The sequence below is a fragment of the Leekyejoonella antrihumi genome, assembly GCF_007845645.1.
GTDB lineage: Bacteria > Actinomycetota > Actinomycetes > Actinomycetales > Dermatophilaceae > Leekyejoonella > Leekyejoonella antrihumi.
This window is the reverse complement of the sequence record NZ_VCQV01000016.1, coordinates 33600-58306: the sequence shown is the minus strand read 5'-3', so window position 1 is coordinate 58306 and position 24707 is coordinate 33600. Positions and strand designations below refer to the sequence as shown.

Here is a 24707-nt window from a genome sequence, read left to right as displayed (position 1 = left end):
GTAAGCAGTTCCAACAAAGTGGTTCAGAATGACTCGGGGGCCCCGCGAAGTACTGAGCGAGGTACGAGCGAAGACGTCGTGGGGCATTTAGAATTCGACCTCCTGGGAGCGGCGGCGGATGACCGTGATCTCGTCGCGCTGGTTGCCGGTGGGTCCGTAGTAGTTGAAACCCGCCGACAGCTGGGCGTATCCGCCGATGAGATGGGTAGGTTTGATGACCAGTCTGGTCAGGGAGTTGTCCCCGCCGCCGTGCCAGCCGGAGATCTCGGACTTCGGCACCATCAGATGTCGGTCCTTCGCGTGATACATGAAGACGGTCCCCTTCGGCATCCGGTGGGTCACCACGGCTCGGCAGGCCACGACACCATTGCGGTTGAACGCCTCGATCCAGTCGTTGTCGTGCACGCCGATCTTCTCGGCATCGTCCGGGCTCATCCAGATGACCGGTCCGCCGCGGAACAGTCGCAGCATGTGCAGGTTGTCCTGATACTCGCTGTGGATGGACCACTTGGAGTGCGGAGTCAGATAGCGCACGGTGACCTCGGGCCGGCCGTCCTCACGCAGCCCCTGCTCGCCGAAGTGCCGCACGTAGTCCAGTGGTGGCCGGTAGGTCGGCAGCGACTCGCCGTACTCCTGAATCCAGTCGTGGTCGAGGAAGAAGTGCATGCGACCGGTGAGAGTGTGCCAGGGCTTCTTGCGCTCGACGTTGACGACGAAGGGGGAGTAACGCCGCCCGCCCGTCTCGCTGCCGGACCACTCGGGTGAGGTGATGACTGCGCGCGGCTGGACCTGCGTGTCGGCGAAGCTGATTCGCTCGTCGGCGCGATCCTCGGCGAGGTCGGACAGCTTCTGCCCGGTCTGCACCTCCTGGGCCTTCCAGGCCTGCACCGCGACCTGGCCGTTCGTCGTGCCGGACAGCGCGAGGATCGCCTCGGCCAGGTGTATGTCCCGCACGAGCTTCGGTCGGCCGTCCGCGACTCCGCCGCGCACCGTGCCGTTCACTCGCTTCAGCAGGTTGACCGCCTCGACCGGCTTCCAGATGATCCCCTTCTGCGGCGTGCCAAGGGTCTCCACCAAAGGTCCGAGGGCCGCCATTTTGGCGGCGACCTGCGAGTAGTCGCGCTCGACGGTGACGAACTTCGGCATGGTGACGCCGGGCACCGGATCGCACTCTCCGGCAGCCCAGTCCAGTGCGAGCCCGCCGGGCTGCGCCATCTCGTCGGGGCTGTCGTGCAGCAGCGGCATGGGTATGACGTCCGTGCGGGTGCCCAGGTGATCGGCCGCCAGTCGGGAGAACGCCTCGCCGATGGATCTGAATGCCTCGAAGTCGGTGCGGGTCTCCCACGGCGGAGCGATCGCCGGGTTGAAGGAGTGCACGAACGGATGCATGTCGGTGGTGGAGATGTCGTGCTTCTCATACCACGTGGCGGCCGGCAGGACGATGTCGGAATAGCTGCACGTGCTCGTCATCCGGAAGTCGATCGTGGTGACCAGGTCGATCTTGGCGCGCGGCGCCTCGTCGCGCCAACGCACCTCCTGCGGCCGCATGTGTGGCGGGGACTCCTGCGCACGCACCGCATCGTCCACCCCCAGGAGATGTCGCATGAAGTACTCCATGCCCTTACCGGAGGATCCAAGCAGGTTGGCGCGCCAGACGGTCATCACGCGAGGGAAGTTCTCCGGCGCGTCGGGGTCCTCACCGGCGAAGTGCAGGCGCTCCGCCTTCAGCTCGTCGACGATGTGGTCGCCGACGGGCCGCCCCGCGGCAGCCGCCTCGTCGGCCAGATCGAGCGGGTTGCGGTCGAACGTCGGGAAGGACGGCGTCCAACCCATCCGGCTGGCCTTCGCGATGCAGTCCGCGAAGCTGTGCCTCTTGAAGGTGCCGTTGCCCAGCGGGCTGGCCAGCTCGCCCGCGTCGAACCGCTCGTAGCGCCACTGGTCGGAGTGCAGGTAGAAGAAGGAGGTGCCGGTCATGTGTCTGGTCGGGCGCTGCCAGTCGAACCCGAAGGCGACCTGCTGGAACCCGGTCAGCGGCCGGACCTTCTCCTGGCCCACATAATGCGCCCATCCGCCGCCGTTGACCCCCTGGCAGCCGCAGAGCATCGTCAGGGTGAAGAAGGTGCGGTAGATCTGGTCGGAGTGGAACCAGTGGTTGGTGCCGCCGCCCATCGCGATCATCGAACGGCCCTTGGACAGCTCTGCATTGCGGGCGAACTCGCGGGCGACACGTGCGGCGGTCTTCGCCGGGACGGAGGTGATCGCCTCCTGCCACGCAGGCGTGTAGGCCGAGGGGTCGTCGTAGCCGGTCGGCCAGGTGCCGGGAAGGCCGTCGCGGCTCACGGCATACTGCGCCATGAGCAGGTCGAAGACGGTGGTCACCAGCCGGTCGCCGACCCGCACGGCGGGAACCCCGCGCCGGACGATGTCACCGCCCTCGGTGGCGCCGACATCGAAGCGTGCCAGGTCAACCGGCACGGCATCGGTGTGGCGGCCCAGCAGGGTGAGCAGCGGGTCGATGTCCTCCAGGTCGAGGTTCCACTTGCCGCGCCCGGCCTCGCCGAAGTGGTAGCCGAGTGAGCCGTTGGGCACCCGCAGCTCGCCGGACGCCGCGTCCATGAGAACGGTCTTGTGCTGTGCGTGCTCGCTGGTGTCTCCAAGGTCGGCCGCAGTCACGAACCGGTCCGGGACGTAGGCGTCGTCGCGTTCGCGGAGGCTGACCAGGAAGGGTAGATCGGTGTAGGACTTCACGTAGTCGGTGAAGTAGGGCACCTGCCGGTCCCGGAAGAACTCGGTCAGAATCACGTGACCCATTGCCATGCCGAGCGCCCCGTCGGTGCCGGGCGCGGCGGGCAGCCAGTCGTCCGCGAACTTGGTGTGGTCCGAGTAGTCGGGGCTGACCACCACGACCTTCTGCCCCTTGTAGCGGGCCTCGGTCATGAAGTGCGCGTCGGGGGTGCGGGTGATGGGCAGATTGGTGCCCCAGAGGATGAGGTAGGCGGCGTTCCACCAGTCGCCGGACTCGGGGACGTCGGTCTGGTCGCCGAAGACCTGGGGCGAGGCGATCGGCAGGTCGGCATACCAGTCGTAGAACGACAGGATGGTGCCGCCGATCATCGACAGGAAACGGGTGCCCGCCGAGTAGGACACCTGCGACATGGCCGGGATGGGGGAGAAGCCTACGACCCGGTCCGGCCCGTAGTGCTTGATCGTGTGCACGTGCGCGGCGGCGATCAGCTCGGTGACCTCTGCCCAGGTGGATCGGACCAGCCCACCCTTGCCCCGGGCGTCCTTGTATCGCGCGACCTTCTGCGGGTCGGCCATGATCTGCGCCCAGGCCTCCACGGGATCCTTGGCACTGTCTCGGGCGATGCGCCACATCTCGAGCAGAGGTGCCCGCACGTAGGGGTAGCGAACGCGTGATGGGGAGTAGGTGTACCAGGAGAAGGAGGCGCCCCGGGGGCAGCCGCGGGGTTCGTATTCGGGGCTGTCCGGCCCGACGGACGGGTAGTCGGTCTGCTGGGTCTCCCAGGTGATGATCCCGTCCTTCACGTAGACCTTCCAGGAGCACGACCCGGTGCAGTTGACGCCGTGTGTCGAGCGGACCTCCTTGTCGTGCCGCCACCGGTCGTGGTAGAACTCCTCGGCCTGCCGCCCGCCCTTCTTGTGCACCTCGCGGTAGTCGGCGCTCGGTGTGCCCGGCACAAAGAACTGAGCCTTGCGCAGGAGCTGCTCGACCGGCTCGCCCATCGGCAGCAGCGGTGCCAGCGGATCCATGTCAGGTGCCCGATGGGCGCGTGGCCGTTCTTCGCTCGATCTGACCGCATCGGGTTCCTGCGTCATCCCTGCGCCTCCATCGGCCGCTACACGCCACTGTGTGCTCGATAGGTAGACGGTAGCCCTTGGAGTGGCCGAATTGTGCTAGAACCGTTGATCTTCCGCGATACTTCAGGAACCACGCAGGTGGGTCACTGCACGGGCGCAGCGCCTTGCACGGCATACGCCACCTGCTGCGCGACCCGGATGAATGACTCTGCAGCGGGCAGGTGGTAGCGGTCGCGGTGCCACGCGATGCCCACGATGCGTGGTGGGATGCCGTCGATGAGCACGGTCCGGACGTCGTCGCGTGCCGGATCGACCGACAGCCACGACACCACTGCGGTGCCGACGCCCTCGGCAACAAGTCCAATGATCGTCCCGTTGTCGTTGGAACGGAAGAGGATCTGAGCTGCGAGTGCTGGGCGACCGAGACGATGCTCAATCGCGTGAACGTCTCGCATCCGGCCATAGGTCACCAGCGGTATACCCTCGAGCGCGGACGTGGGCACGGCGCGACCGTCGGCGCCGAGGGGGCTCTCCCGTGGGACCACTGCGACGTAGGGATCTTCGAGCAGCTCGCGATGCGCGAATGGCCCGGGCATCATGGGCAGTGCGACGAAGGTGAGATCGAGCTCGCCGTGCTCGACCATGGCGAGCAGCTCGGCGTCGTCCTCATGCTCGTGCAGCTCGACCTCGACCTGAGGCCAGGTGGCGACGAACTCGCGCAGGATGCGTGGCAGGAGGCGGGCTCCCACGCTTTGATAGCAGCCCACCCGAAGGGTTCCGGCAGTGCCACTGGCGAGCGCACGCAGGTCGGCGCGGGCGCTCGCCAGCCGGGCCACGACGGCATCCGCATGTCTGACGAGCACCTGACCGGCGGCCGTCAACGCGATGGCACGCGGACCGCCACGGCGTTCGACCAGCCGCTGCCCGAGATGGCGTTCGAGCCGGGCAATCTGCTGGCTGACGGCCGACTGGGTATAGCCCAGCTGCTCGGCGGCACGGGAGAAGGACCCGGTCTGGGCAATCGCGGAGAGCGCGACCAGGTGGCGCAGCTCGATGGAGTCGTACGGGTTGGCCATACCTGATCATTACGTTTCCTTATGAGCATAATCAAGAGACTGACTGGCCCTAATTCTTCCGCCGGGCGAGGATGAATCACACACAGGCACTCTCCGGGGTGCACGTTCAGCGGCGAGGAGCCCGACGATGTCCCAGACCACCATGAGTGCACCGACATATGCCGACGTCGTCGACCTCGACCGTTACCCGATCCATGACCTCGCGAGCGAGCGTGGGCGGCGGCTCGTCCAGGAGTGCCAGGCCGAGCTGGCCGAGACCGGAGTCTGCAACCTGGAGGGCTTCATCACGCGGGATGCCGTTGCGCGGATGGTGCGGGTCGCCGGCGAGCTTGCCGACAAGGCGTGGAGCTCGGACCGGACGCACACCATCTACTTCGAGCCCGCCGACGAGACCGTGCCGACCAGCCACCCGCGCGCCCACCAGGTGCGGTCGGCCAAGCACGGCATCGCCTACGACCACATCCCCGGCGACGCCCCCCTGCGCCGTCTCTACGAGTCCGATGACCTGACGGCGTTCATCGCCACAGTGTTGGAGAAGCCGGTGCTCTACCGCAGCGCGGACCCGCTGGACGCGCTGCAGATCACGACCTTCAAGCCCGGTGACGAGCTCGGCTGGCACTTCGACCGCAGCGAGTTCTCGATGACGGTGATGTATCAGCCCGCTGACGAGGGCGGCGAGTTCCTCTACGCGCCGGGACTGCGGTCGCAGGAGCAGGAGCACTACGACGAGGTCGAGCAGGTGCTGCGGGGCGACACGAGCCGTCTCCGTGTGCTGCCAGCAGCTCCCGGCACGCTGGCGTTCTTCCGGGGCGAGCACGCACTGCACACGGTGACGCCCGTCAAGGGTGAGACGCCGCGGATCAACTCGGTGCTCACCTACGGCGAGCGGCCGGACATGCGCCTGAACGACCTCACGTCCGAGCTCTTCTACGGCCGCACCTCCAGCTGACCCTCGGACCGTCGCGCTCGCGGGGCCGCTCGTCCTGCCCGGTCAGGGGCGGGCAGGACGGTTGCGTTCGCGGTGGCGGCCACCCCCGCGCCGACAGCCGCTTGAGGTGGGATGATCGCCGGTGTGACGACCTCACCGCAGTCCTTGGGAGCACCTGCCGGCGGCGACGCACTGGTGCAGTGCACCGCCTCCGAGCTGTCGGCAATGATTGCGCGCCGGCAGGTGTCGTGCGTGGAGGTGATGGAGGCCCACCTCGACCAGATCGACCGGCACAACCCGACCTTGAACGCGATCATCGGCCTACGGGATCGCGGCGAGGTGCTGGCCGAGGCTCGCCAGTGCGACGCCGAGTTCGCCGCGGGGCACAGTCGCGGGTGGATGCACGGGCTGCCGCATGCGATCAAGGACCTTGCCGCAGCCAGGGGCCTTCCGCACACCTGCGGTTCGCCGATCTACGCCGACCGAGTCGCCGACACCGACGACCTGGTGGTGCGCCGGATCCGCGAGGCCGGCGCGATCATCATCGGCAAGACGAACACCCCCGAGTTCGGCCTGGGTTCGCAGACCTACAACCCGGTCTGGGGCGCGACAGCCACACCGTATGACGTGTCCCGCACTGCGGGCGGCAGCAGTGGTGGCGGCGCGGCGGCAGTCGCGGCGAGGATGCTGCCGGTGGCCGACGGGTCGGACCACATGGGCTCGCTGCGGAATCCGCCTGCTTTCACCAACACCATCGGTTTCCGCCCGTCCTGGGGGAGGATCCCCGAGCCCGGGTTCATCGCCTACGGCGGTGTCAGTGGTGCGATGGGCCGCACCGTGACGGACGTGGCGCGTCTGTTGTCGACGATGGCCGGGCCGGACCGGGCGTCCGCGCTGGGCATCGACGACGACCCGAAGGGCCTGTCGCAAGACCTGGACCGGGACATCAGCGGGACCACCGTTGCCTGGGTTGGCGACTGGGACGGCTATCTGGCGACCGAGCCGGGCATCCTGTCGCTGTGCGAGGACGCGTTGGGCACGCTGCGGGGCCTTGGCTGCCGGGTCGACGCAGTGCTTCCGCGGTTCGACCCCGCGCGGATCTGGGACCTCTACCTGACCTGGCGATCCTGGGGCAACCTGTGGCTGGCCGATCTCTACGACGACCCGGACGTGCGTGCCCTGATGAAACCGGAACTGGTGTGGGAGCTCGAGCGTGGCCTGCGGTTGTCCGCGCGCGACATCACCCGTGCGGCGCAGGAGCGCGCCGAATGGTACGCCGTTGCCGCCGACCTCTTCAGCACGTATGACGTGGTGATTGCGCCGAGCGCTCAGGTGTTTCCGTTCGACAAGACGGTGCACTGGCCGACGGCCATCGACGGCCGACCGATGGACACCTACCACCGGTGGATGGAGACGGTGGCGCCGTGGACGATGACCGGCCACCCCGTCGCAGCAATGCCGGCCGGGTTCAACGCAGCCGGTCTGCCAACCGGGATCCAGATCATCGGTGGGCGGCATGCGGACCATGCTGTCCTGCAGATCGCGTACGCCTACGAGCAGGCCACCCAGTGGGTCCGCCGCCGCCCGCCTCTGGGGTGATGACGGTCTCCCTCGCTCGCGGCACCGCAAGCTTTCGCGGGCTGCGCGCGGACGGTGTCGCCGAGATCCGCCACGACCTGCAGAGTCTCGACGAACCGGGCGTATGGGTGGTCGTGCTGACCTTCGAGGGGCACCTGACCGCAGTCCGGATGGCAGAGATCGAGCGCAGCCTGCACGTCGACGACGTGCCGTCCGCTCCGGTCACAACCCCGCCGGACGCCGACCTGACACGGTGGCGCACCTCGCTGGGGCGCACAGAATACCGCGACGGGGTGGAGCAGATCCGCGCGCTGATCCGGCGCGGTGAGGTTTATCAGGTCAATCTCTGCCGGGTGATGGAGCGCGAGATCGCGGAGGGCGCGAACCTGGACCGACTGGCCCTGACTCTGGCAGAACACAATCCGGCGAGGTATGCCGCGCGGATCGACATCCCGGAGGCCGGCCTGGACGTGGTGTGCGCCTCGCCCGAGCTCTATCTTGCGCGGGGCGGCGATCGACTGACCTCGAGCCCGATCAAGGGCACGGCGCCGGCCGGTGGGCGGATGCTGCCCAAGGACCACACCGAGAACGTCATGATCACCGATCTGGTCCGTAACGACCTGTCGTCGGTCAGCGTGCCGGGGACTGTCGCCGTCGACGGATTGTGCGTGCCGGAGGCCTATCCGGGATCCACCCACCTGGTGTCGACCGTCTCGTCTCGGCTGCGTCCCGGGGCGCGGTGGAGCGAGATTCTTGCCGCCGCATTTCCGCCTGGGTCCGTGTCCGGCGCGCCGAAGTCGTCGGCGCTGAAGGCCATTCGTCGACTCGAACCGGTGCCGCGTGGGCCCTACTGCGGTGCGATCGGGTACGTCGACAACGAGACACGCACGGCTCGCCTGGCGGTCGGCATACGGACGTTCTGGGCGGCGCGGGACGATGGAGACAGGCGGGTGCTGCGGTTCGGCACCGGTGCTGGCATTACGTGGGGTTCGGACCCCGAGGGGGAGTGGTGCGAGACTGTGCTGAAGGCGCGCCGCCTGGTCGCGCTGGCGGAGCTAGCCATCGGTGGGCAGGAGAAGTGAGCATGGACATTCGGGTGTGGGTCGACGGCGAGCGGGTCGACGGCAAGCCGAGCATCAGCGCGCTCGACCACGGGGTGACCGTGGGCGACGGTGTCTTCGAGACCTGCAAGGTGGAGGACACCAAGGTCTTTGCGCTGGAGCGGCACCACGCCCGGCTCGACCGGTCGTTGAAGGGGCTCGGCCTGCCCGCAGCCGACCGGTCGGTGCTTGCGGACGGGATCGCGGCTGTGCTGTCGGAGCCACTGGAGTTCGGCCGGCTGCGCTACAGCGTGACCGGGGGAGCGGGGCCGCTCGGCTCCGACCGACTGGACGTGCCGCTGACCTACATCGTCACGGCCGGCCCGCAGGCCCGCCCGGCGGGCAGCACCAAGATCGCGGTCGTGCCGTGGACCCGCAACGAGCGCAGCGCGGTCGTCGGGCTCAAGACCACGTCGTATGCGGAGAACGTCGTCGCCCTCGCAGCCGCCAAGGCCAAGGGTGCGTCCGAGGCGATCCTCGCCAACACCCGCGGTGAGCTGTGCGAGGGCACCGGAAGCAACATCTTCGTGGTCGTCGACGGCGAGATCCTGACACCGCCGGTCGAGTCGGGGCTGCTCCCGGGGATCACCCGCGGCGTCGTGCTCGAGGCGTGCGCGCAGGCGGGCATTCCGATCCGTGAGGTGACGCTGCCGCTGGACGTGCTGAACACTGCCGAAGAGGTCTTCATCACCTCCTCGACGCGGGATGTCCAGGCGGTGCACGCTGTCGGGGACCACGAGGTGGCCGCGCCCGGTCCGGTGACTGCAGCCGCCGCGAAGGCGTTTGCGAGGACCGCGGCCTCGTTGGATATGTAATGTCGGGCAATCGCTCGCCTCAGCAGACCGTGCGGCCGGCCGATCCCACCGCGGAGGGGGACGCGCCGGCCGAGCGATTCGCGTGGCGTCGACGAATCCGCGCAAATCCGCTGGTCAACACGGCATACCGCTGTGGCATTGCCGTTGTCGGTGCCGCGATTGTTGTCGGCGGGATCATCCTGCTGCCGCTGCCCGGCCCGGGGTGGGTGATCATCTTTGCCGGCATCGGCGTCTGGGCCACGGAGTTCGCCTGGGCGAAGCGGCTGCTGCGGTTCGCCCAGCAGAAGGTGGCCGCGTGGGGGCGGTGGATGCAGCGGCAGCCGTGGTGGATGCAGGGCCTGGTGACCCTCGGCATCGTGGTGCTGGTGCTGCTGGTCTTTTGGGGGCTGTTTGCGATCGGCGGTGTGCCGTCGTTCTTCCCGGGCTGGGCAACCGACCTGCTGGGCCACATGCCCGGGCTGGGGTGACTGAGTTCCGTGCCGTAGTTCAGACCACGTGGATCTCGAAGGTGAGTCTGTCGCGAGCCTCTGACCCCCACGGTCGACGCAACTCGGCTACGACGTTGTGGGTGCCTGACACCATGGGTTGAAGGACGAAGCGACGGACACCGGACGCGCCGGCCGGCGCGTGCTCGGACTGGTGGTGCTCGCTGGAGACGATGCGGATCGCCTCCGGCACCTGCGGGATGGACCACAGGTAGCCCGTGCCGCCGGCCTCGGCCAGGTCGGGGAGCGCGAACGACTCCCCGACCCGGACCTCAATCAGCGCGCTCATGCAAGCGCCGGCGCGATCAGGGTGTTGCCGATGTTCGACCAGGTCAGTGCACCTGTCGCGCCGAACTCGCCGAGCCACCAGTTCGCGTCGCCGGGGTAGAAGAACATGACATCCTTTCGGCCGTTTCCGGTGAAGTCTCCCACCCAGAAGGGGCGGCCGTCGGCGACCTGCCCGAACCCGTTGGTGTTGCCGGCCAGGCTCCAGGTCAAGGTGCCGGTGGTGCTGAACTGGCCGAGCCACCAGTTGTGGTCACCTGGGTAGTAGAACAGGATGTCCTGGTGCTTGTCGCCGGTGAAGTCACCGGTCCAGAACGGGCGGCCGTCGGCGACCTGCCCGAACCCGTTGGTGTTGCCGGCCAGGCTCCAGGTCAGCGTGCCGGTGGTGCTGAACTGGCCGAGCCACCAGTTGTGGTCACCTGGGTAGTAGAACAGGATGTCCAGGTGCTTGTCGCCGGTGAAGTCACCGGTCCAGAACGGGCGGCCGTCGGCGACCTGCCCGAACCCGTTGGTGTTGCCGGCCAGGCTCCAGGTCAAGGTGCCGGTGGTGCTGAACTGGCCGAGCCACCAGTTGCCGTCGGCAGGGGTGTAGAAGGTGATCTCGGTGTTTCCGCTGCCGGTGAAGTCACCGGTCCAGAACGGGCGGCCGTCGGCGACCTGCCCGAAGTTGTTCGCCCCCGCCCCGTGGCCGAGCGTGTTGCCGGCGAGGCTCCAACTGAGCTGGCCGCCGATATTCCTCCCGAGCCACCAGTTGCCGTCAGAAGGCGTGTAGAAGGTGAGCTCGGTGTTTCCGCTGCCGGTGAAGTCGCCGGTCCAGAACGGGCGACCATCGCCCACCTGGCCGAAGTTGCTGGTGCTGCCTGAAGGGGATGTGCTCAGGTGGTGGTCCGCGTCAATGAGGCTCCACTCCTTCTCCGCCGGCAGATAGCGCAGGATCTTGTCATGCCCGCTTCCGTCGAACGTGCCGATGAAGTCATGTGGTGTGTAATCCGGCCCGAGCTGGGTGCCGCCCACGCCGTAGAACGGACTCGAACCAATACCGAGGATCGAGCCAGTGTCATCGATCCCACACTGGCCGTATGCGATCCGGAAGAATCCGGACTCACCCCAACCGGTGCCCCAGGAGTTCTTGCAGATCCAGCAGCTCTGCGTGTCGTCATACCCGATGATCTGGATGCAGTGGCTGCCCACCCTTTCTCCGACCAAGTGCCGATAGACCCCGCCACCGTAGGTGCCGAAGTCCTCGTATACGTCGAAGCAGCCAACCATTGGCCCGACATGTGCGAGATAGTTCTTGCGGTCATCGACGGACGTGCACGAGTCGTCGCTGGTGGGCCGCACGAGCATGCCGCCGCGGGCCGGAAGAGCCCGATATGCCGTGTCGACGTCGACGTAAGGGAACTCGTGCTCTAGTGGTTCGCCCGCCGACTTCACGTGGCTGATCGCACCCACGGGATTCCACCCGACGGCGCATTTGCATCCGGACCCATAGAAGAGATCCGCCTCAGACAGGTCGACCGTCAGCCCGTGCTCGATTCGCACGCGGGACTCGACGAGCGCGGTGACTGCGAACGCTACGCATGATCCGCAGCCGCCCTGATCCTTCACTGGCGTGATCACGCTGCGTCCCTGTTGGGTGCGCCAGTCGACGATGCCCGGTCGAGAGGGCGCGGGCGTGGGCAGCGGCGGGGGTGTGGGTGTGGGCGGGTGAGGGGGGATCGGCCGAGGTGGAAGAGAAATCGGCCGCGGAGGTAGAGCGACGGGGCCCCGGCCACGCAGCTGCGTTGCATACGCGCCGCCGTCGGTCAGTGCGGCGTATCGGTGGTTCACCTCGGCAACATCCAGCGGCTGCCGTGGTTCGCGAGGCGCCGGCGTTGCCGCTGCTACGTTGCCGCAGCGCAGACGCAGCGCGGCCGCCGTGAGGTGGTTCGACGAGCTTTCGGACGGATGCCAGGTGGTCTCTGCCGCCCGCACGGCCCGGACAATGTCGGCGTGTTTCATCATGGTCTCCCCCTTGTGGATGACGCGGCGCGTGTGAACGGACTGTCCGCTGTCGCCACGTGATAGTCGGTATGAACCCGGTCGTACCCCGCTGATACGACAAACTGCAGTTGTTGCGGGCAACTTCACAACAGGAATCAGATGTCTCGACTCCCTCCCTGGCGTCCTTCAGCGGCAACCTGACCTGGCTGCATCGTGGCCGCCGACAGAGTCGCGGCCGACCCGATTAGCGGTCGCCCGGTCCGGCAGGATAAGGTTTCGCCCGCGGCACCACGCAGCGCGCGGTGCTCCTGGACGTATAGCTCAGTTGGTTAGAGCGTTCGCTTCACACGCGAGAGGTCAGGGGTTCGAGTCCCTTTACGTCCACCACTTGATAAGCCTCTGATTACCAGCGGAAACGTTAGGCAGAGGCCTTTTCGTTAGGGCTCGTGCGCCGCCGAGGCACCACAAGGGGCCAGTCGTGAGCCCCCACCACACCAGACACCACCGCAGCCGGCCGCAGACTCGGCATGATGCGCGAGACGGTCGGACACACCCGCCCTCAGTTCCCCGAGCTCGGCCCAGTGTCCACGCTCGGGAGGATCGACCGCGGTGAGCGAGCGCTCTACCGGGGCAGTCCACCGAGGCCGCGCGGGTCATCGTGGAGTGTTCGACACCGGCCGGGACTTGGCATAAGCAGCGACCTGAGCGGCTGTGAGCGGGAACTCGTCTGCTCCGCACTCGCAACCGAGCTGGATCGCCTCGAGACGGTCCTCATCGGTTGCCGTGACGGTCGGGCCGACACCATCCACGAGGCCGGGAACAACCTGGCGGGTGCCCTGGGCGAACGGCGCCTGGGCCCGATGCCCGCCGATGTCCTCGAGCGGGTAATAGCCACCGTCCGCACCGCTGCTGGGCGCGTAGGATCGCGATATGGGGATCCAGATACGGCGACGCAAGCCGATCACACCGAACTCGTGGCTCAACGTCAGCAAGTCCGGCGTCAGCGCGTCCAAGCGTCACGGCAGGGTGACCGTCAACTCGCGCGGGAAGATCTTCGTCCGGCTCGGCAAGGGCATCTACTGGCGACGCTGACGACCGCAAGGGATCGACCCGCACCGCGAGTTGCTGCGGGTCGATCCCATGCACGAGGTCGGGTTCGTGAGGACGTCCTCGTCGGGCTCGAGGTCGTAGTCGTCGGAGACTTCGCCGGTCTCAGTGTTGACCGTGGGGTGTAGATGTCCAGTGCTGGACACCTCGGCATCGGCTGCAGCCTGAGACGTGCGCACGCCGACGACGCGGGCAATGGCCCGTGTGGACATGCCCGCCTCGGTCATTGCGTGATGTCGGGGCCCTCCTGGTGGGGCAGCGCTGCCCACAGCTCGGCGGCGGACTGGACGATCTCGGGCCAGGTCCGCAGCGTCGTAGGGGCAGTGTCGAGCGGGGTCAGGCGTGCCAGGTAGTCAGCGTCCAACGGTAGTTCGCCGACGCTGTGACCGGACGCGGAAACGGCAGCTCGACCACGGGTCGTGCCCCTGCGGCGCTGCTCTCAACCGAGGCCGCACCATTATAGGAACGGAGGAGAGCCGGAGTTGCTTCGCAACGGACAGCCCATAGACGAACCCGGGCGGAGTAGTAGCGCCGTGGCCCTCAGTATTTGAGGTCCAGTTGGGCAGACTCCAGAGCGAGCGCCACATTCAGCACCGTTTGTTCGGCGAGCGGTGCTCCGATGATCTGCACCCCGGTGGGCATGCCGTGCGCCATGCCGCATGGAATCGAGAGAGACGGAAGGCCGATGAGGTTCGCGGGTCCGACGAGTCTCATCGCGCTTTCGATGACATCGACGTCCTTGCCGCCCACCCGGGTTCGTTCCTGTCCGATGTCCGGGGTGAGGATCGGGACGGTGGGGGTGAGCAAAACGTCAATACCCCGGAACATGTCCTGGAAGTCGGCCCGGATCGTTTCTCGAAGCTGCTGGGCGGTCAAGTAGTCGACCGCTGAGGGCAATGCGCCGCATTCGAGCAGGAATCGGACTTCTGGGCCGTAGTCCTCAGGGCGTTGGCGAAGGCTGTCTTGATGCACGGTGGTGGTTTCAGAGGTGTCGATGATGGTCAGGGCGTACACCGCGTCCCGCAGGCTGGGTATCCGCACATCTTTGATCGTGGCGCCGTTGTCCTGCAGCCAATGAAGGGCATCCTGGGTGCGCTCGGCGATGCTCTCGTCGACGTCGGAGAAGAAGAAGTCTCGCTCGACTCCGATGACGGTCCCGGACAGATCCTCGGTCAGGTGGCGATGCGTGCACGTGGGCGCATGTCTCAGCGATGACCGGTCCTTCGGGTCCCATCCGCTGATCGCGTCCAGAAGGATGGCCGTGTCCTCCACGGATTCGGTCAGCAGACCCACGTGATCAAGGGTCCATGCCTCGGGGAAGCAGCCGTAACGACTGACCAGCCCGTAGGTGGGTTTCAGGCCTACGACGCCGCACATCGCCGCCGGTATCCGGATCGATCCGGACGTGTCGGAGCCGAGGGCGCCGGCCACCATGCCGGTGGACACCGCAACGGCCGAGCCACCACTGGATCCGCCGGGTATTTTCTCGGGGTTCCACGGGTTCTTGCACGTGCCGTAGTACGGGTTGTCGGTAGTCAGCCCGAGCGCGTACTCGTGCAGGTTCGTCTTGCCCACGATGATCGCTCCGGATGCTTCCAGTCGCTCCACGCAGGTCGCGGTGTACTGCGGAACGAAGTCGCCGTGGATGCGTGAGCCCATTGTGGTTCTCAGCCCCTGCATGTACAGGTTGTCCTTGACCGCCAATGGAACTCCGTCGAGCAGGCCCTTCGCTCGACCCCCAGCGATCCGTGCGTCCGCCTGCTGCGCCGCTTGTAGGGCGCGGTCCTCGTACACGGAGATGAACGCGTTGAGCGACGGGTTTCGTTCGTGCACCAGGTCCAGGGACCTGCCGACCAGTTCCGTCGAGGAGACACTGCCATTCCGGAGCGCGGTAGCCAGATCCATGATCTTCCCGGGCCGGCGCACGTCAGGCATGCTCAGGACTCCACGGCGTGTACGAAATGGCGGGGTCGGCGGCTCCGAGACTGCTGGTATCGACCGCTTCCCGCAGGGCGCTAACCATTGACCAGTAGGCCATCAGCTGAGAGCGTTCGTCCTCGCTGATCTGCTGGTATCCGGCCGCTTTCAGGTAGTCGTCGATCTCAGGCATTCGTGGTCACCTTCCATCCATCCCGGGTTCCGGGACCGCTCGCCTGGGTCACCGGGGTGTCTCTCCCAGCTGTTCCGCGTCGGCCATCAAGGTCATCGTGTTCAGCCCCTTCCGTCGAAGGTAGGTGAGGCTGTAGATCAGGCCGAGGGCGAACAGGCAGCCGACAATGATCAGGTCCGTGTAGGTCTGTTTGGAGATGGCCAGCAGGGAACCGACTCCGGCAATGATCGGGGGTAGGGGCCACAGGATCATCGCGAAGGGTCGCACACCGTCGGGGGAGCTGATGCGCTGCCAGATGGCCGCCACCGCTATGAATACGTAGTTCGCGATCGTGAACACCGCCACGAACGTTGCCGTGGCGACGATCGACAAGGATAGGCAGAGGATGATCGCAATGACTCCGATGATCAGCGTGGTCACCCAGGGTGCGTGAGTGCGCGCCCAGGTGCGGCTCAACGGCTTGCCGATCAGGTCCGGCCAGACCTTGTCCCGAGCACTCGCCCAGAAGATCCGAGCGAACTGCAGCGTGATCGCCAGGCAGGCGTTGAACAGCGCGATGATGGCGCCGACGACCACGATCGTTCCCACCGTGTCGCCCCACCGGGCCTTGACCACATACGTCAGCGGAGTCGAGCTGGTCAGGAACTTGCTGAGCGAGGGCGTCCCGAAGGCGGCCCCGAGGAATGCAGCGAGCTCCAGGACACCGCCCACGATGCACATGTACAGGACTGACTTTCCGACCCTCCTTGCCGGCCCGGTGGTCTCCTCCGCGAACGCAATACCGGCGTCGTAGCCATTCACCGACTGCAGCGCCACGGAGACCGCGCCGACGATCACCCCCAGACCCAGCGAGGTCAGCTTCCCATTCACCATCCCGTCGGCGTGTGTGTACACGGAGATGGGCTGGGTCAAATTCGTGAATCCCGCCACCGCGATGATCACGATGATGATCACCTCGATGGCCAGGAAGATTCCGGTCATCAGGGCATTGGACTGAATGTTCATCAACGCAAGCACCGTCACGATGGCCATGCCGATGGCCGAGTAGACACCGATGCTCAACGCCGTGCTCAGCGACTGCGCGTACGTTCCGATGCCCAACGCGATGGTGGCCGGAAGGAACACCCCCTCGACGATGTATGCGACCAGGGTGACGAACGCGGCATGCTGCCCCAGGACCTTCCCGATGATCGAGTAGATGCCTCCCGATACCGGGTAGATCGAGCCCAGCTCTGCCATGCAAAGGGCCACCATGACGGCGATGATCACGCCCGCGAGGTAGGCGATGACCGAGCCGGTGCCGGCTAGGGCTATCACCGCGATGCCGATCGCCAGGAGCGATCCCATCGGGGTGATGTCGGACAGGGTCAGGGACATGTTGCCCCACAGGTTGAGGCGACGGTCGAAGTGCGACTCGTAGCCCAGCTGCTCAAGGCGCTCTTCCCCGGTGACGTCCTTGTCGACATGTTCGGAGAAGAAGATCTGTCTCATCGTGCTCATGCCTGGCCCCATCCGATCTGTTCCACCCACGCGTAGGTGGTGATCCCATCGCCTCGTCAAAACGGGTGCGGTGCCGCGCGGCGGCGAGGGCTTGGATCAGGCCCAGTTAGCTTGCTGCACAGGGCAATGGTATCGGCGCTGACAGGCTCGGTCCTCGTTTCCGACGCATGAGATTTCGACCCGCCACTCCACCAGGTCTGTCGGTGTCCACGTACGGCGCACGGCCCATCAGCACCGCTGGCGAGGGGAGCATCGCCTTCGGTCCGCGCAGAACTCCCGCTGGGTGTGGGTGCCGAAGCTGGATATGGCAGATCATCACGCACGATGGACGTAGTCTGGGCTGCCCATCGGACTGTTCGCCAGGGATGGGTATACCGACTGACCTTCTGGTTCCGGAGGTGCCAAAGATGACCAGGGCTGATCACGATCCACTGATGGTGACCCCGGCGGGTAAGCCGCGGGCCAGGTCCCTCATGTCCTTCGCCGGTCGGCCCGGGAAATGGAATGCCGTCACTGATGTCCCCGGCGTGGAGGTCGGCTACCAGACACTGGTCACGGGCGACGCGGTGCGTACCGGGGTGACCGCGATCCACCCTCGTGGGCGCGACGGCGCGAGCGACCCGGTCGCCGCCGGATTCCACTCCCAGAACGGAAACGGCGAAATGACCGGCGTGTCGTGGATCCGCGAATCCGGCACGTTCAGCGGACCGATCGCCATCACCAACACCCACGCGGTTGGGGTAGCGCATGCCGGCATCATCGCCTGGACCGTCCGGCACCACCCGCGGATGGCGAACGCGTGGCTGCTACCAGTGGCCGGGGAGACCTGGGACGGTTACCTCAACGACATCAACGGGCACCACGTCACAGAGGACATCGTCGTTGCCGCGTTGGAGGCCGCCACCCCCGGCCCGATCGAGGAAGGTTCGGTCGGCGGCGGCACCGGGATGAACTGCTACTCGTTCAAGGGTGGCTCGGGCACCGCCTCGAGGGTCGTTGACTACGGAGGCACGCAGTACACCGTCGGTGCCTTCTTACAAGCCAACTTCGGGGACCGGCACGAACTGAGCCTCGACGGGGTGCACCTGGGCGAACTGCTCGCCGATGACAACCCGATGGGGTCCTGGTCACCGGCGCCCGCAGGATCGGGTTCGTGCATCGCCGTGGTGGTCACCGACGCACCACTGCTCCCGCTGCAGTGTGCAGCGCTCGCGCGACGGGTAACACTCGGCCTGGCGCGCACGGGTACTGCGGGGTCGCACTTCTCCGGCGATCTCTTCCTCGCCTGCTCGGTGGCCAACCGGGGCGCAATCTCGCCCGGGCTCGACACCTTCAACGGCGCTTCGCCGGGCCGCTACGACCAGCTCCGGTTCATCCCATGGGGGCAGCTCGACCCGTTCTACGAGGCGGTCGTGCAAGCGAGCGAAGAAGCGGTCATCAATGCACTGGTCGCCAACGAGGAGATGATCGGACGAGACGCGCACCGCAGTCCCGCGCTCCCACGCGACAAGGTCGCCCGGATCCTGTCCGCACACCACGTGCCTGGTGGCTCGGTGTCCTGATCGGCAGGAGCGCGCCACATTGTGCACCCCGAGGTCGGCGCCGACCTTGCCGAGCAACCTGGCCGACACCGGCTCGGGCCAGGTGCATCGAAAGAACGACCGAAGCTCTTGACACCGTATTGCGACCCGCGGACACTTGCGCTGGGGCGCCACTACGTGCGCCTCCACTCCGCGGCTCCCCGAACCGAAATCGTCGGGCAGCCAACACCGCGCCGGCCCCACCGGGCGATCCGGCGAGTCTTTGACGCCCGCCCGGCACGTCCAAGTCAAGGAGGTCGGCATGGGCTTACTGCTTCGTGCCACTCGGGTCGGTGCAGTCGCGGTTTGCGGGCTGGCAATGGCAACATCGACCGGTGCGTTCGGCTCGTCGGAAGCCGCGGCCGCGGTCGCGGCTCCGTCCAAAGGATCGCCGCTTACCGCGATTCCCGGCAGCCTGCCGGTAACAACGGACACGAACACCGGGATTCACACCAGCTCGCGAATGTCGGTCGAGATCGCCCTCGCGCCCAATCACGCGGCTGAGATGAAGGCCCAGCTCGCGGCCGTCTACAACACCCGCAGCGGCCAGTATCAGCGCTGGCTCAGCAAGGGTGAGTTCACCGCGCGCTACGCACCGAGCAAGGCCAGGGAGGAGGCCGTCGCGGCGTACCTTCGCACCAGCGGCCTGACCGTGGTCAAGTCCAGCTCGCCGTTCCTGGTCCGCGCGACCGGGTCGAGCCGGCAGGTGTCCGCGGCGTTCCACACCACCCTGAGCAACTACGTGGACAAGCACTCGGTCCACTACTTCTCGAACTCCACCTCGGTGAAGATGCCGAGCACCCTAGCGGGCAGCGTGCTCGGGGTCATCGGACTGTCAAACACCGTGCGCGAACAGTCACAGCTCATGCGGGCCAAGACCGGCAAGGCTGCCAAGAGCGGCGAGGCGCCCAACTCGACGGCGCCACGCTCGAAGGTCAGCTGCGAGACGGGTTACCCGACGGCGACGACGCTGTTCAACAACGTGAACAACGGGGTCGGCTTCCCCTTCGGATACGGCGGCGGACCCGGCTGCAGCGGGTTGACACCCTCGCAGACGAACTCGATCTACGGAGCACCGCACGATGGTTCCCGAGCCAAGGGCGCCGGGGTCACGATGGCCGTCTTCGAGCTCTCCGCCTACCAGTCCTCCGACATCAACACGTGGGTTAAGAAGTTCTACGGAGCGAAGAAGGTCGCACCACTGGTCAACCGCACTGTCGACGGCGGTCCACTGAACCCGAGCTGCCCCGTTGGCGACACCTGTCCGCCGAAGTACAACGGCTACTCCGGCGACATCGAGGTTGACGCGGACATCGAGATGCAGCTCGCGGTCGCCCCCGACGCGAAGCGGCTCATGGTCTACAACGCTCCCAACGACTACACCGGTCAGACCGAGCTCGACGAATACGGACAGATCGCGGCAGACGACCGCGCCGCCGCGATCAGCTCGAGCTGGGCCGTGTGCGAAAACGATGCAGGGTCAGCGGTCGTCCAGGCCGAGAACACGATCTTCGAGCAGATGGCCCTACAGGGCCAGAGCATGTTCGGGGCCGAGGGCGACACCGGTGCCTTCTCGTGCATCCGCTCGGACGGCACGACCATCCCCAATGTGCTCGACCCACCGTCGCAACCATGGGTCACCAGCGTCGGCGGCACCTCCCTGGAGAGCGACAACCCCGGGACCAAGGCCAGGCCGTCCTACCCGAACGGGGTGGAGACGGTCTGGAACGTCGACAACCTGTGCAACACCAGCGCCAGCGAGGGCGGGCGGACCGGGTACTTCTGGTGCGGTGAGGAGGGCGCCGGTGGCGGCGGGTCCAGTCAGTTCTGGGGACGACCGTTCTACCAGCACGCTCCCGGCGTGAACAACCCCGGAACGACCTACGGCAACGGGACCACCCAGTGCTCGCTCGCATCCGCCGGCACGCCGTGCCGGGAGGATCCCGACATCTCCGCCAACGCCGACGAGTACACGCCCTACTCTGAGTACTGCACCGGCAACGCCGGCACGCCATACAGCGTCTGCGGAACCTTCAGCAGCAACCAACCGGTTCCGGGGTGGTTCGGCATCGGCGGAACCAGCCTGTCGTCGCCTCTGTGGTCGGCCATCGCCGCCGACAGAGATAGCTACCAGGGACACCGCACCGGGAACATCAACCCACTGCTGTACCTGGTCGACAACATCAATCCCAGCCGGTACTTCCACGACATCACGGGCGTCCGACAGTCCACCGACAACAACGGGTTGTTCCCGACCACCCGCGGATACGACATGGCGACCGGCATCGGGACACCGAAGATGACCCCGCTCATCACGGACGGTCGCTGGCGCTGACCGCAGACGCTCAGCCCGAAAGGACACCGCCCCTTCGGCTCACCCGGGTCGAGGGGGAGGGGTCCAACTGCTCAACCACGTCCATGACGAGTGCTAGATGATGACGCTGGTCAATCACTACGCCGCGATCCCACTCGATGGGATGCGTGCCGGAGGGATGCTCGCCGCCGAGGTTCCGGTTCCCATCGACGCCCCGGTCTCCGAGCGGATGCTCGGCCGACAGCCATGAGATCTGCCGCGGTCGTGCGAGGGTCTGGCGCCGAGGCTCTGTCTTCGCACAGCTACACCATGTGGCTCGTGTTGGACTCCTCGGACACCGGTGGGTCCGTCAGCATCCATCGAGTCCTCCTTCGCGAGGGAGCCGAGGGCGCCGCACTGGCACCTCACGACGACCGAGCTCGTCTACGTCCTGTCCGGCGCGGTCGACCTGCTGGCAGGAGACGAGGTGCTGCACGCGATAGAGGGCGACCCTGTCGTGGTGCCTCCGGGTGTTGACCATGCGTTCGGTGCTACCCCGGGCGCAGACGCCGAACTGCTGGTCGTCATCACGCCAGGCATCGAGCGCTTCAACTTCTTCCGCGCGGTCCACGAGGTGCTCACCGGAGAGGCGGACCAGTCGATGCTTGCCGGGTCCGACGAGGGGTACGACAATCACGCGGCGAGCGCACTCGCCACCGAGAGGTGGCGGGTAAGTCGACCCAGCAAGCCCTATTCGACACGAGGAGAACCCGTTCTGGACGGCTCTCCGGCAGGGCGGCCCGGATCTGTTTCTCGTCCACGATGTCGATGGTGGGCATTGGCTCTGCGGCCTGCGCGGTATGCGGTGCGGTCGCAGGTTGCGATTCTGCGTCGGACTGCCTTGGTGCTCGGGCCTGTTCGCTGGGCAGCTTCAGGATGCCGTACGTTGACATCGCTGCGGTGGGGCGCGATCCGAGGCCGAGCGGGTGGGTGTGAGCTGTTCGACGTGGACGTAGTTCCCCGCTGCCGGCAGCGTAGGGGAGTCTCTGGTGAAAACTCGGCCGTGAGTTGAGTGCGGACGATCTCGGGTATCGGGGCTCGCCCGGCTGAGATGAACGCCCAGTTCGCAGTCGTTTACGACACCCGCAGCAGCGAGCACTAGCGGTGCTCACCAAGAGCAGCACGTCCTTGAGCGCAAGAGCCCGTCGGGTCAACGGCTGGCCGAGCCGGTTTCGTCACCGTCGAGTTGGTGATGGGCCAGACCCGCGCGACGGACTTGTCGGTGCAACGCTCGCTGAAGAGGTGCTGGTGGAAGTGGGGTGCCTTGAAGTCTTCCCCGTCCATGCAGATGTCATTCATGGTCTGGTGCGCCTTGCGAGGGCGTCGACGACCGATGCCCGATAGAAGGTGACCCGTTGCCGACCACCCGTCGCAGGACGACAGCTCGTGGAGGAACCAGCCCGCCCTGGGGTCGAAACCAACCCCGAACCGTGGGTTCTCCCACTCCACGACCTTGCCACGAACGCTCAGCGCCGGACTCTCCGGCTGAGCGATAGCGATCGGGCGAAGTGACGCGCGAGCCGGGCCAGTCGTCGCCGGGTCGTCAAAGTTGTCTTTTCGGACTTCAGCTCGACTGGTCCTACCAGTAACCTGGACTGCGCAGTAGTTGATAGTCTGTGTTCGGTAGGGCTTGGCCCAAGCGGCATGACATGAGGCTGGCTGGACGTCTACAAGGACCAGGAAGGTTGGCGTAACGAGCGGACATGAACACTGATGTGGTGCTGGCTGCGATGTCGGCGGTCGAGATGAGGGAAGGTTTCGCTGACGGTTCGCTGTCTCCTGTCGAGGTGCATGACGCTGTCCAGGTGATCATCGAGGCTCGTGAGCCGGTCTTGAACGCGTTCTGGAGGCGAGATGCGGAAAGTTCTCGGACCCAGGCAAAGGCGAGTGAGAAACGCTGGACACAGGGTGAGCCTCTCGGGCCTATTGACGGTGTCCCGGTCACGCTCAAGGAGAACATCGCGCGTGCCGGGGTCCCGATGCCGTCGGGCACGGCCGGGGTCATACCAACGGTTCCAGAACGCGACTCTCCGATCACCGAGCGGGTTGTCCAATCCGGGGGAGTGGTCCTCGGGTCCACGGTGATGCCGGACTGGGGCATGCTGTCCTCGGGTGTATCCAGTCTCCACGGCATTACCCGTAGCCCGTGGGATCCATCGCTGACTACCGGCGGTTCAAGTGCGGGCGCGGGCGCCGCTGCTGCCGCCGGATATGGTCCGCTGCACGTCGGCACCGACATAGGCGGCTCGATCCGGTTGCCCGGGACGTGGCTTGGCCTGACCACACTCAAGCCAAGCCTGGGCCGGGTGCCGCTGGACTCCCCGTATCCTGGGCGGTCTGCTGGCCCTCTGTGCCGATCAGCCGACGACGTTGCCCTGCTGATGTCGATCATCGCCGGTTTCGACCCGCGCGACTGGACCGCACTGCCACCGGCCGACATTGCCTGGAATGATCTAAGGTTCGATCCACGTGGACTAAAGGTCGGACTGCAGGTGGACGCCGGATGCGGCCTGCCAGTCGACGACGAGGTCCGCGCGACGGTCGAGCATGCGGCGACCGTGTTCCGCGACGCGGGAGCCATGGTCGACCCGCTTGAGCCATTCATCTCCCCGACGATGCTGGACGAGCTCGACACGTTCTGGCGAGTGCGTTCCTGGCACGACTACCACCGGCTGAGTTCGGAACAGAAGCTGAAGGTCCTGCCGTTCATCGTGCAATGGGTTCATGGCGGCGCAGATGTTCCTGGCGCGCGGGTGCTCGAGTGCTACCAGACCATCATGACCATGCAGCACGCCACGGTCGCCGCCACTGAGCGATTCGACCTTGTCCTTTCGCCGGTGGCGCCAATGATGGCCTTCGCCGCGGAGTGGCCAATGCCGTTCGGCACTGCGGATCTGGGGATGGCACACATCGGCTTCACGGCGCCATACAACATGTCCGGGCAACCCGCAGCGTCGGTGAACGCCGGCTTCAGCCAGGACGGTCGCGCCATCGGCGTGCAGATCTCCGGGCGCCGGTTCGACGATCTCGGGGTCGTGCGGGCGGCTCGGTGGTTCGAGCACCACAGGCCCGAGGCTGCGAGGCCGAACTGGCCAATCCACAGCAGCGAGCAGGAGACGAACCGATGACCGACCGTGTGGAGTTCCAGCCCGTAAAGCCGGTGCGTCTCTACCAGCGGATCGTTGAGCAGGTTGAAGGAGCCATCGCTCGAGGCGAGCTGAACCCTGGCGAGCGTCTGCCCAGCGAGCGTGAGTTGGTGGCACAGTTCGGGGCGAGCCGGTCCACGGTGCGGGAGGCGTTGCGCGTGCTGGAGAGCACCGGGGTTGTGCGATCGCGACCTGGGGATCCGAATGGGCCCGAAGTGCTGCCGTTTTCGACGTCCACTCTTGCAAAGCAGCTCACCCGGTTGACGCAGGCACAAGAGGTGAGCCTGGCGGACTTGATCTCCTTTCGCATGGTGCTGGACAGCTCGGCGAACATGCTTGCTGCACGCCTACGCACAGACGATGAGCTTGCGGTCATGGAGTCGACGATCGCGAGAATGCGAGCGGCCATTGATGCGGGGTATGACGACTTCAGCGCGGCCGACGTTGCCTTCCACGATGCCGTCGCCCAGGCCAGCGGGAACATGTTGCTGCAGGTTTGCAACCACGTCGTGCGTGGCGCGGTCCTGTCGTTGATCTCCGACAAGATTGCTCACGCACGCAACAGCGCAGCCTTGATGAGCCAGTCGATGCGGCATCACGAAGAGGTTCTTGCTCTGATCCGGGATCGTGACAGTCAAGGTGCCGGACAAATATCACGACGCAATCTGTTCGACTACTACGCCAGTTATGTGCCAAAGGCAGAACGCGAGCCCTTGCGCGCACTTCTTCTCGAACCCGAAACTCCCAGTGGGGAGGTGCGATAGTCGCCCGATCTCAAGGGGCGGTCTACCGCAGAGTCGCCATCGGCCTGGAGAAGGTCTTCGGCACCGGCCCCTTCC

22 protein-coding genes and 1 tRNA gene are annotated in these 24707 nt (G+C 66.3%); 13 read left to right on the top strand and 10 right to left on the bottom strand.

Annotated elements, in window-relative coordinates; translation table 11 throughout:
- Positions 1-87 precede the first annotated feature (87 nt).
- Together FGL98_RS12420 and FGL98_RS12415 are read right to left on the bottom strand one after the other, a co-directional pair.
- Positions 88-3774, bottom strand: a complete 3687-nt coding sequence (locus FGL98_RS12420) for a nitrate reductase subunit alpha (RefSeq protein ID WP_222432155.1) — start codon at positions 3772-3774, stop codon at positions 88-90.
- Between the two features lie 191 nt (positions 3775-3965).
- Positions 3966-4898, bottom strand: coding sequence for a LysR family transcriptional regulator (locus FGL98_RS12415; protein ID WP_146317087.1), 933 nt, complete (start codon positions 4896-4898; stop codon positions 3966-3968).
- 127 nt (positions 4899-5025) lie between these two features.
- On the opposite strand from FGL98_RS12415, the gene FGL98_RS12410 reads away from it, so the two are divergent.
- From FGL98_RS12410 to FGL98_RS12390, 5 genes are all read left to right on the top strand, one after another.
- Positions 5026-5847 (top strand): HalD/BesD family halogenase, encoded by an 822-nt coding sequence (locus FGL98_RS12410; protein WP_146317086.1) that lies wholly within the window; start codon positions 5026-5028, stop codon positions 5845-5847.
- Between the two features lie 123 nt (positions 5848-5970).
- Positions 5971-7425 (top strand): amidase, encoded by a 1455-nt coding sequence (locus FGL98_RS12405; RefSeq protein ID WP_222432151.1) that lies wholly within the window; start codon positions 5971-5973, stop codon positions 7423-7425.
- Positions 7425-8486 (top strand): chorismate-binding protein, encoded by a 1062-nt coding sequence (locus FGL98_RS12400; RefSeq protein WP_146317084.1) that lies wholly within the window; start codon positions 7425-7427, stop codon positions 8484-8486. Before FGL98_RS12405 ends, FGL98_RS12400 begins: the two co-directional genes overlap by 1 nt.
- Positions 8487-8488: 2 nt before the next feature.
- Positions 8489-9319 (top strand): aminotransferase class IV, encoded by an 831-nt coding sequence (locus FGL98_RS12395; RefSeq protein ID WP_146317083.1) that lies wholly within the window; start codon positions 8489-8491, stop codon positions 9317-9319.
- Entirely contained in the window at positions 9319-9786 is a 468-nt protein-coding gene (locus FGL98_RS12390; protein WP_146317082.1) for a TIGR02611 family protein, read from the top strand. The genes FGL98_RS12395 and FGL98_RS12390 overlap by 1 nt, the downstream gene beginning before the upstream one ends.
- Before the next feature lie 19 nt (positions 9787-9805).
- On the opposite strand, the gene FGL98_RS12385 is transcribed toward FGL98_RS12390, so the two are convergent.
- Complete coding sequence (locus tag FGL98_RS12385; RefSeq protein ID WP_146317081.1) at positions 9806-10093, bottom strand: protease inhibitor I42 family protein; 288 nt, start codon at positions 10091-10093, stop codon at positions 9806-9808.
- Entirely contained in the window at positions 10090-12090 is a 2001-nt protein-coding gene (locus tag FGL98_RS12380; RefSeq protein ID WP_186526143.1) for a C1 family peptidase, read from the bottom strand. The genes FGL98_RS12385 and FGL98_RS12380 overlap by 4 nt, the downstream gene beginning before the upstream one ends.
- A 292-nt stretch (positions 12091-12382) precedes the next feature.
- Here FGL98_RS12380 and FGL98_RS12375 point away from each other — a divergent pair.
- A tRNA-Val gene (locus FGL98_RS12375) sits at positions 12383-12459 on the top strand.
- Between the two features lie 543 nt (positions 12460-13002).
- A complete protein-coding gene (locus FGL98_RS12370; RefSeq protein ID WP_146317079.1) occupies positions 13003-13164 on the top strand; it encodes a DUF4236 domain-containing protein in 162 nt (53 codons plus the stop codon).
- Here the strand turns inward: FGL98_RS12370 and FGL98_RS12365 are convergent.
- From FGL98_RS12365 to FGL98_RS12350, 5 genes are all read right to left on the bottom strand, one after another.
- Positions 13149-13391 (bottom strand): hypothetical protein, encoded by a 243-nt coding sequence (locus FGL98_RS12365; protein WP_146317078.1) that lies wholly within the window; start codon positions 13389-13391, stop codon positions 13149-13151. The genes FGL98_RS12370 and FGL98_RS12365 overlap by 16 nt on opposite strands.
- A gap of 11 nt (positions 13392-13402) precedes the next feature.
- Complete coding sequence (locus tag FGL98_RS25435) at positions 13403-13543, bottom strand: hypothetical protein (protein ID WP_186526142.1); 141 nt, start codon at positions 13541-13543, stop codon at positions 13403-13405.
- 176 nt (positions 13544-13719) lie between these two features.
- Entirely contained in the window at positions 13720-15114 is a 1395-nt protein-coding gene (locus tag FGL98_RS12360) for an amidase (protein WP_146317077.1), read from the bottom strand.
- A complete protein-coding gene (locus FGL98_RS12355; protein ID WP_146317076.1) occupies positions 15107-15289 on the bottom strand; it encodes a hypothetical protein in 183 nt (60 codons plus the stop codon). The genes FGL98_RS12360 and FGL98_RS12355 overlap by 8 nt, the downstream gene beginning before the upstream one ends.
- Before the next feature lie 48 nt (positions 15290-15337).
- Positions 15338-16789, bottom strand: a complete 1452-nt coding sequence (locus tag FGL98_RS12350) for an APC family permease (protein ID WP_186526141.1) — start codon at positions 16787-16789, stop codon at positions 15338-15340.
- A 407-nt stretch (positions 16790-17196) separates the two neighbouring features.
- Here FGL98_RS12350 and FGL98_RS12345 point away from each other — a divergent pair, with 407 nt between their 5' ends.
- The 4 genes from FGL98_RS12345 (at position 17197) to FGL98_RS27115 (ending at position 21734) form a co-directional block, all read left to right on the top strand.
- A complete protein-coding gene (locus tag FGL98_RS12345; protein ID WP_222432150.1) occupies positions 17197-18351 on the top strand; it encodes a DmpA family aminopeptidase in 1155 nt (384 codons plus the stop codon).
- A 280-nt stretch (positions 18352-18631) separates the two neighbouring features.
- On the top strand, positions 18632-20704 hold the full coding sequence (locus FGL98_RS12340) for a S53 family peptidase (RefSeq protein ID WP_146317074.1): 2073 nt from the start codon (positions 18632-18634) through the stop codon (positions 20702-20704).
- A 97-nt stretch (positions 20705-20801) separates the two neighbouring features.
- A complete protein-coding gene (locus FGL98_RS26740; RefSeq protein WP_281289176.1) occupies positions 20802-20933 on the top strand; it encodes a hypothetical protein in 132 nt (43 codons plus the stop codon).
- 90 nt (positions 20934-21023) lie between these two features.
- Positions 21024-21734 carry a cupin domain-containing protein gene (locus FGL98_RS27115; protein ID WP_186526140.1) on the top strand — a complete coding sequence of 237 codons (711 nt, stop codon included), beginning with the start codon at positions 21024-21026 and terminating at the stop codon, positions 21732-21734.
- Between the two features lie 86 nt (positions 21735-21820).
- Here FGL98_RS27115 and FGL98_RS12330 read toward each other — a convergent pair whose 3' ends face one another.
- The gene (locus tag FGL98_RS12330; protein ID WP_146317073.1) at positions 21821-22021 is read right to left on the bottom strand and encodes a hypothetical protein; all 201 of its coding nucleotides are present in this window, start codon (positions 22019-22021) and stop codon (positions 21821-21823) included.
- A gap of 404 nt (positions 22022-22425) precedes the next feature.
- Between FGL98_RS12330 and FGL98_RS12325 the strand changes: the two genes are divergently transcribed.
- The gene (locus FGL98_RS12325) at positions 22426-23850 is read left to right on the top strand and encodes an amidase (RefSeq protein WP_146317072.1); all 1425 of its coding nucleotides are present in this window, start codon (positions 22426-22428) and stop codon (positions 23848-23850) included.
- Complete coding sequence (locus FGL98_RS12320; protein WP_186526139.1) at positions 23847-24632, top strand: FadR/GntR family transcriptional regulator; 786 nt, start codon at positions 23847-23849, stop codon at positions 24630-24632. Before FGL98_RS12325 ends, FGL98_RS12320 begins: the two co-directional genes overlap by 4 nt.
- The last annotated feature ends 75 nt before the right edge of the window (positions 24633-24707 follow it).

Excerpts from the sequence above, each read along its gene's own strand:
- FGL98_RS12420 (WP_222432155.1), bottom strand. The coding sequence starts at position 3,774 with ATGGATCCGCTGGCACCGCTGCTGCCGATGGGCGAGCCGGTCGAGCAG.
- FGL98_RS12415 (WP_146317087.1), bottom strand. The coding sequence starts at position 4,898 with ATGGCCAACCCGTACGACTCCATCGAGCTGCGCCACCTGGTCGCGCTC.
- FGL98_RS12410 (WP_146317086.1), top strand. The coding sequence starts at position 5,026 with ATGTCCCAGACCACCATGAGTGCACCGACATATGCCGACGTCGTCGAC.
- FGL98_RS12400 (WP_146317084.1), top strand. The coding sequence starts at position 7,425 with ATGACGGTCTCCCTCGCTCGCGGCACCGCAAGCTTTCGCGGGCTGCGC.
- FGL98_RS12395 (WP_146317083.1), top strand. The coding sequence starts at position 8,489 with ATGGACATTCGGGTGTGGGTCGACGGCGAGCGGGTCGACGGCAAGCCG.
- FGL98_RS12390 (WP_146317082.1), top strand. The coding sequence starts at position 9,319 with ATGTCGGGCAATCGCTCGCCTCAGCAGACCGTGCGGCCGGCCGATCCC.
- FGL98_RS12385 (WP_146317081.1), bottom strand. The coding sequence starts at position 10,093 with ATGAGCGCGCTGATTGAGGTCCGGGTCGGGGAGTCGTTCGCGCTCCCC.
- FGL98_RS12380 (WP_186526143.1), bottom strand. The coding sequence starts at position 12,090 with ATGAAACACGCCGACATTGTCCGGGCCGTGCGGGCGGCAGAGACCACC.
- FGL98_RS12370 (WP_146317079.1), top strand. The coding sequence starts at position 13,003 with ATGGGGATCCAGATACGGCGACGCAAGCCGATCACACCGAACTCGTGG.
- FGL98_RS12365 (WP_146317078.1), bottom strand. The coding sequence starts at position 13,391 with ATGTCCACACGGGCCATTGCCCGCGTCGTCGGCGTGCGCACGTCTCAG.
- FGL98_RS12360 (WP_146317077.1), bottom strand. The coding sequence starts at position 15,114 with ATGCCTGACGTGCGCCGGCCCGGGAAGATCATGGATCTGGCTACCGCG.
- FGL98_RS12355 (WP_146317076.1), bottom strand. The coding sequence starts at position 15,289 with ATGCCTGAGATCGACGACTACCTGAAAGCGGCCGGATACCAGCAGATC.
- FGL98_RS12350 (WP_186526141.1), bottom strand. The coding sequence starts at position 16,789 with ATGAGCACGATGAGACAGATCTTCTTCTCCGAACATGTCGACAAGGAC.
- FGL98_RS12345 (WP_222432150.1), top strand. The coding sequence starts at position 17,197 with ATGACCAGGGCTGATCACGATCCACTGATGGTGACCCCGGCGGGTAAG.
- FGL98_RS12340 (WP_146317074.1), top strand. The coding sequence starts at position 18,632 with ATGGGCTTACTGCTTCGTGCCACTCGGGTCGGTGCAGTCGCGGTTTGC.
- FGL98_RS26740 (WP_281289176.1), top strand. The coding sequence starts at position 20,802 with ATGATGACGCTGGTCAATCACTACGCCGCGATCCCACTCGATGGGATG.
- FGL98_RS12330 (WP_146317073.1), bottom strand. The coding sequence starts at position 22,021 with ATGAATGACATCTGCATGGACGGGGAAGACTTCAAGGCACCCCACTTC.
- FGL98_RS12325 (WP_146317072.1), top strand. The coding sequence starts at position 22,426 with ATGAACACTGATGTGGTGCTGGCTGCGATGTCGGCGGTCGAGATGAGG.
- FGL98_RS12320 (WP_186526139.1), top strand. The coding sequence starts at position 23,847 with ATGACCGACCGTGTGGAGTTCCAGCCCGTAAAGCCGGTGCGTCTCTAC.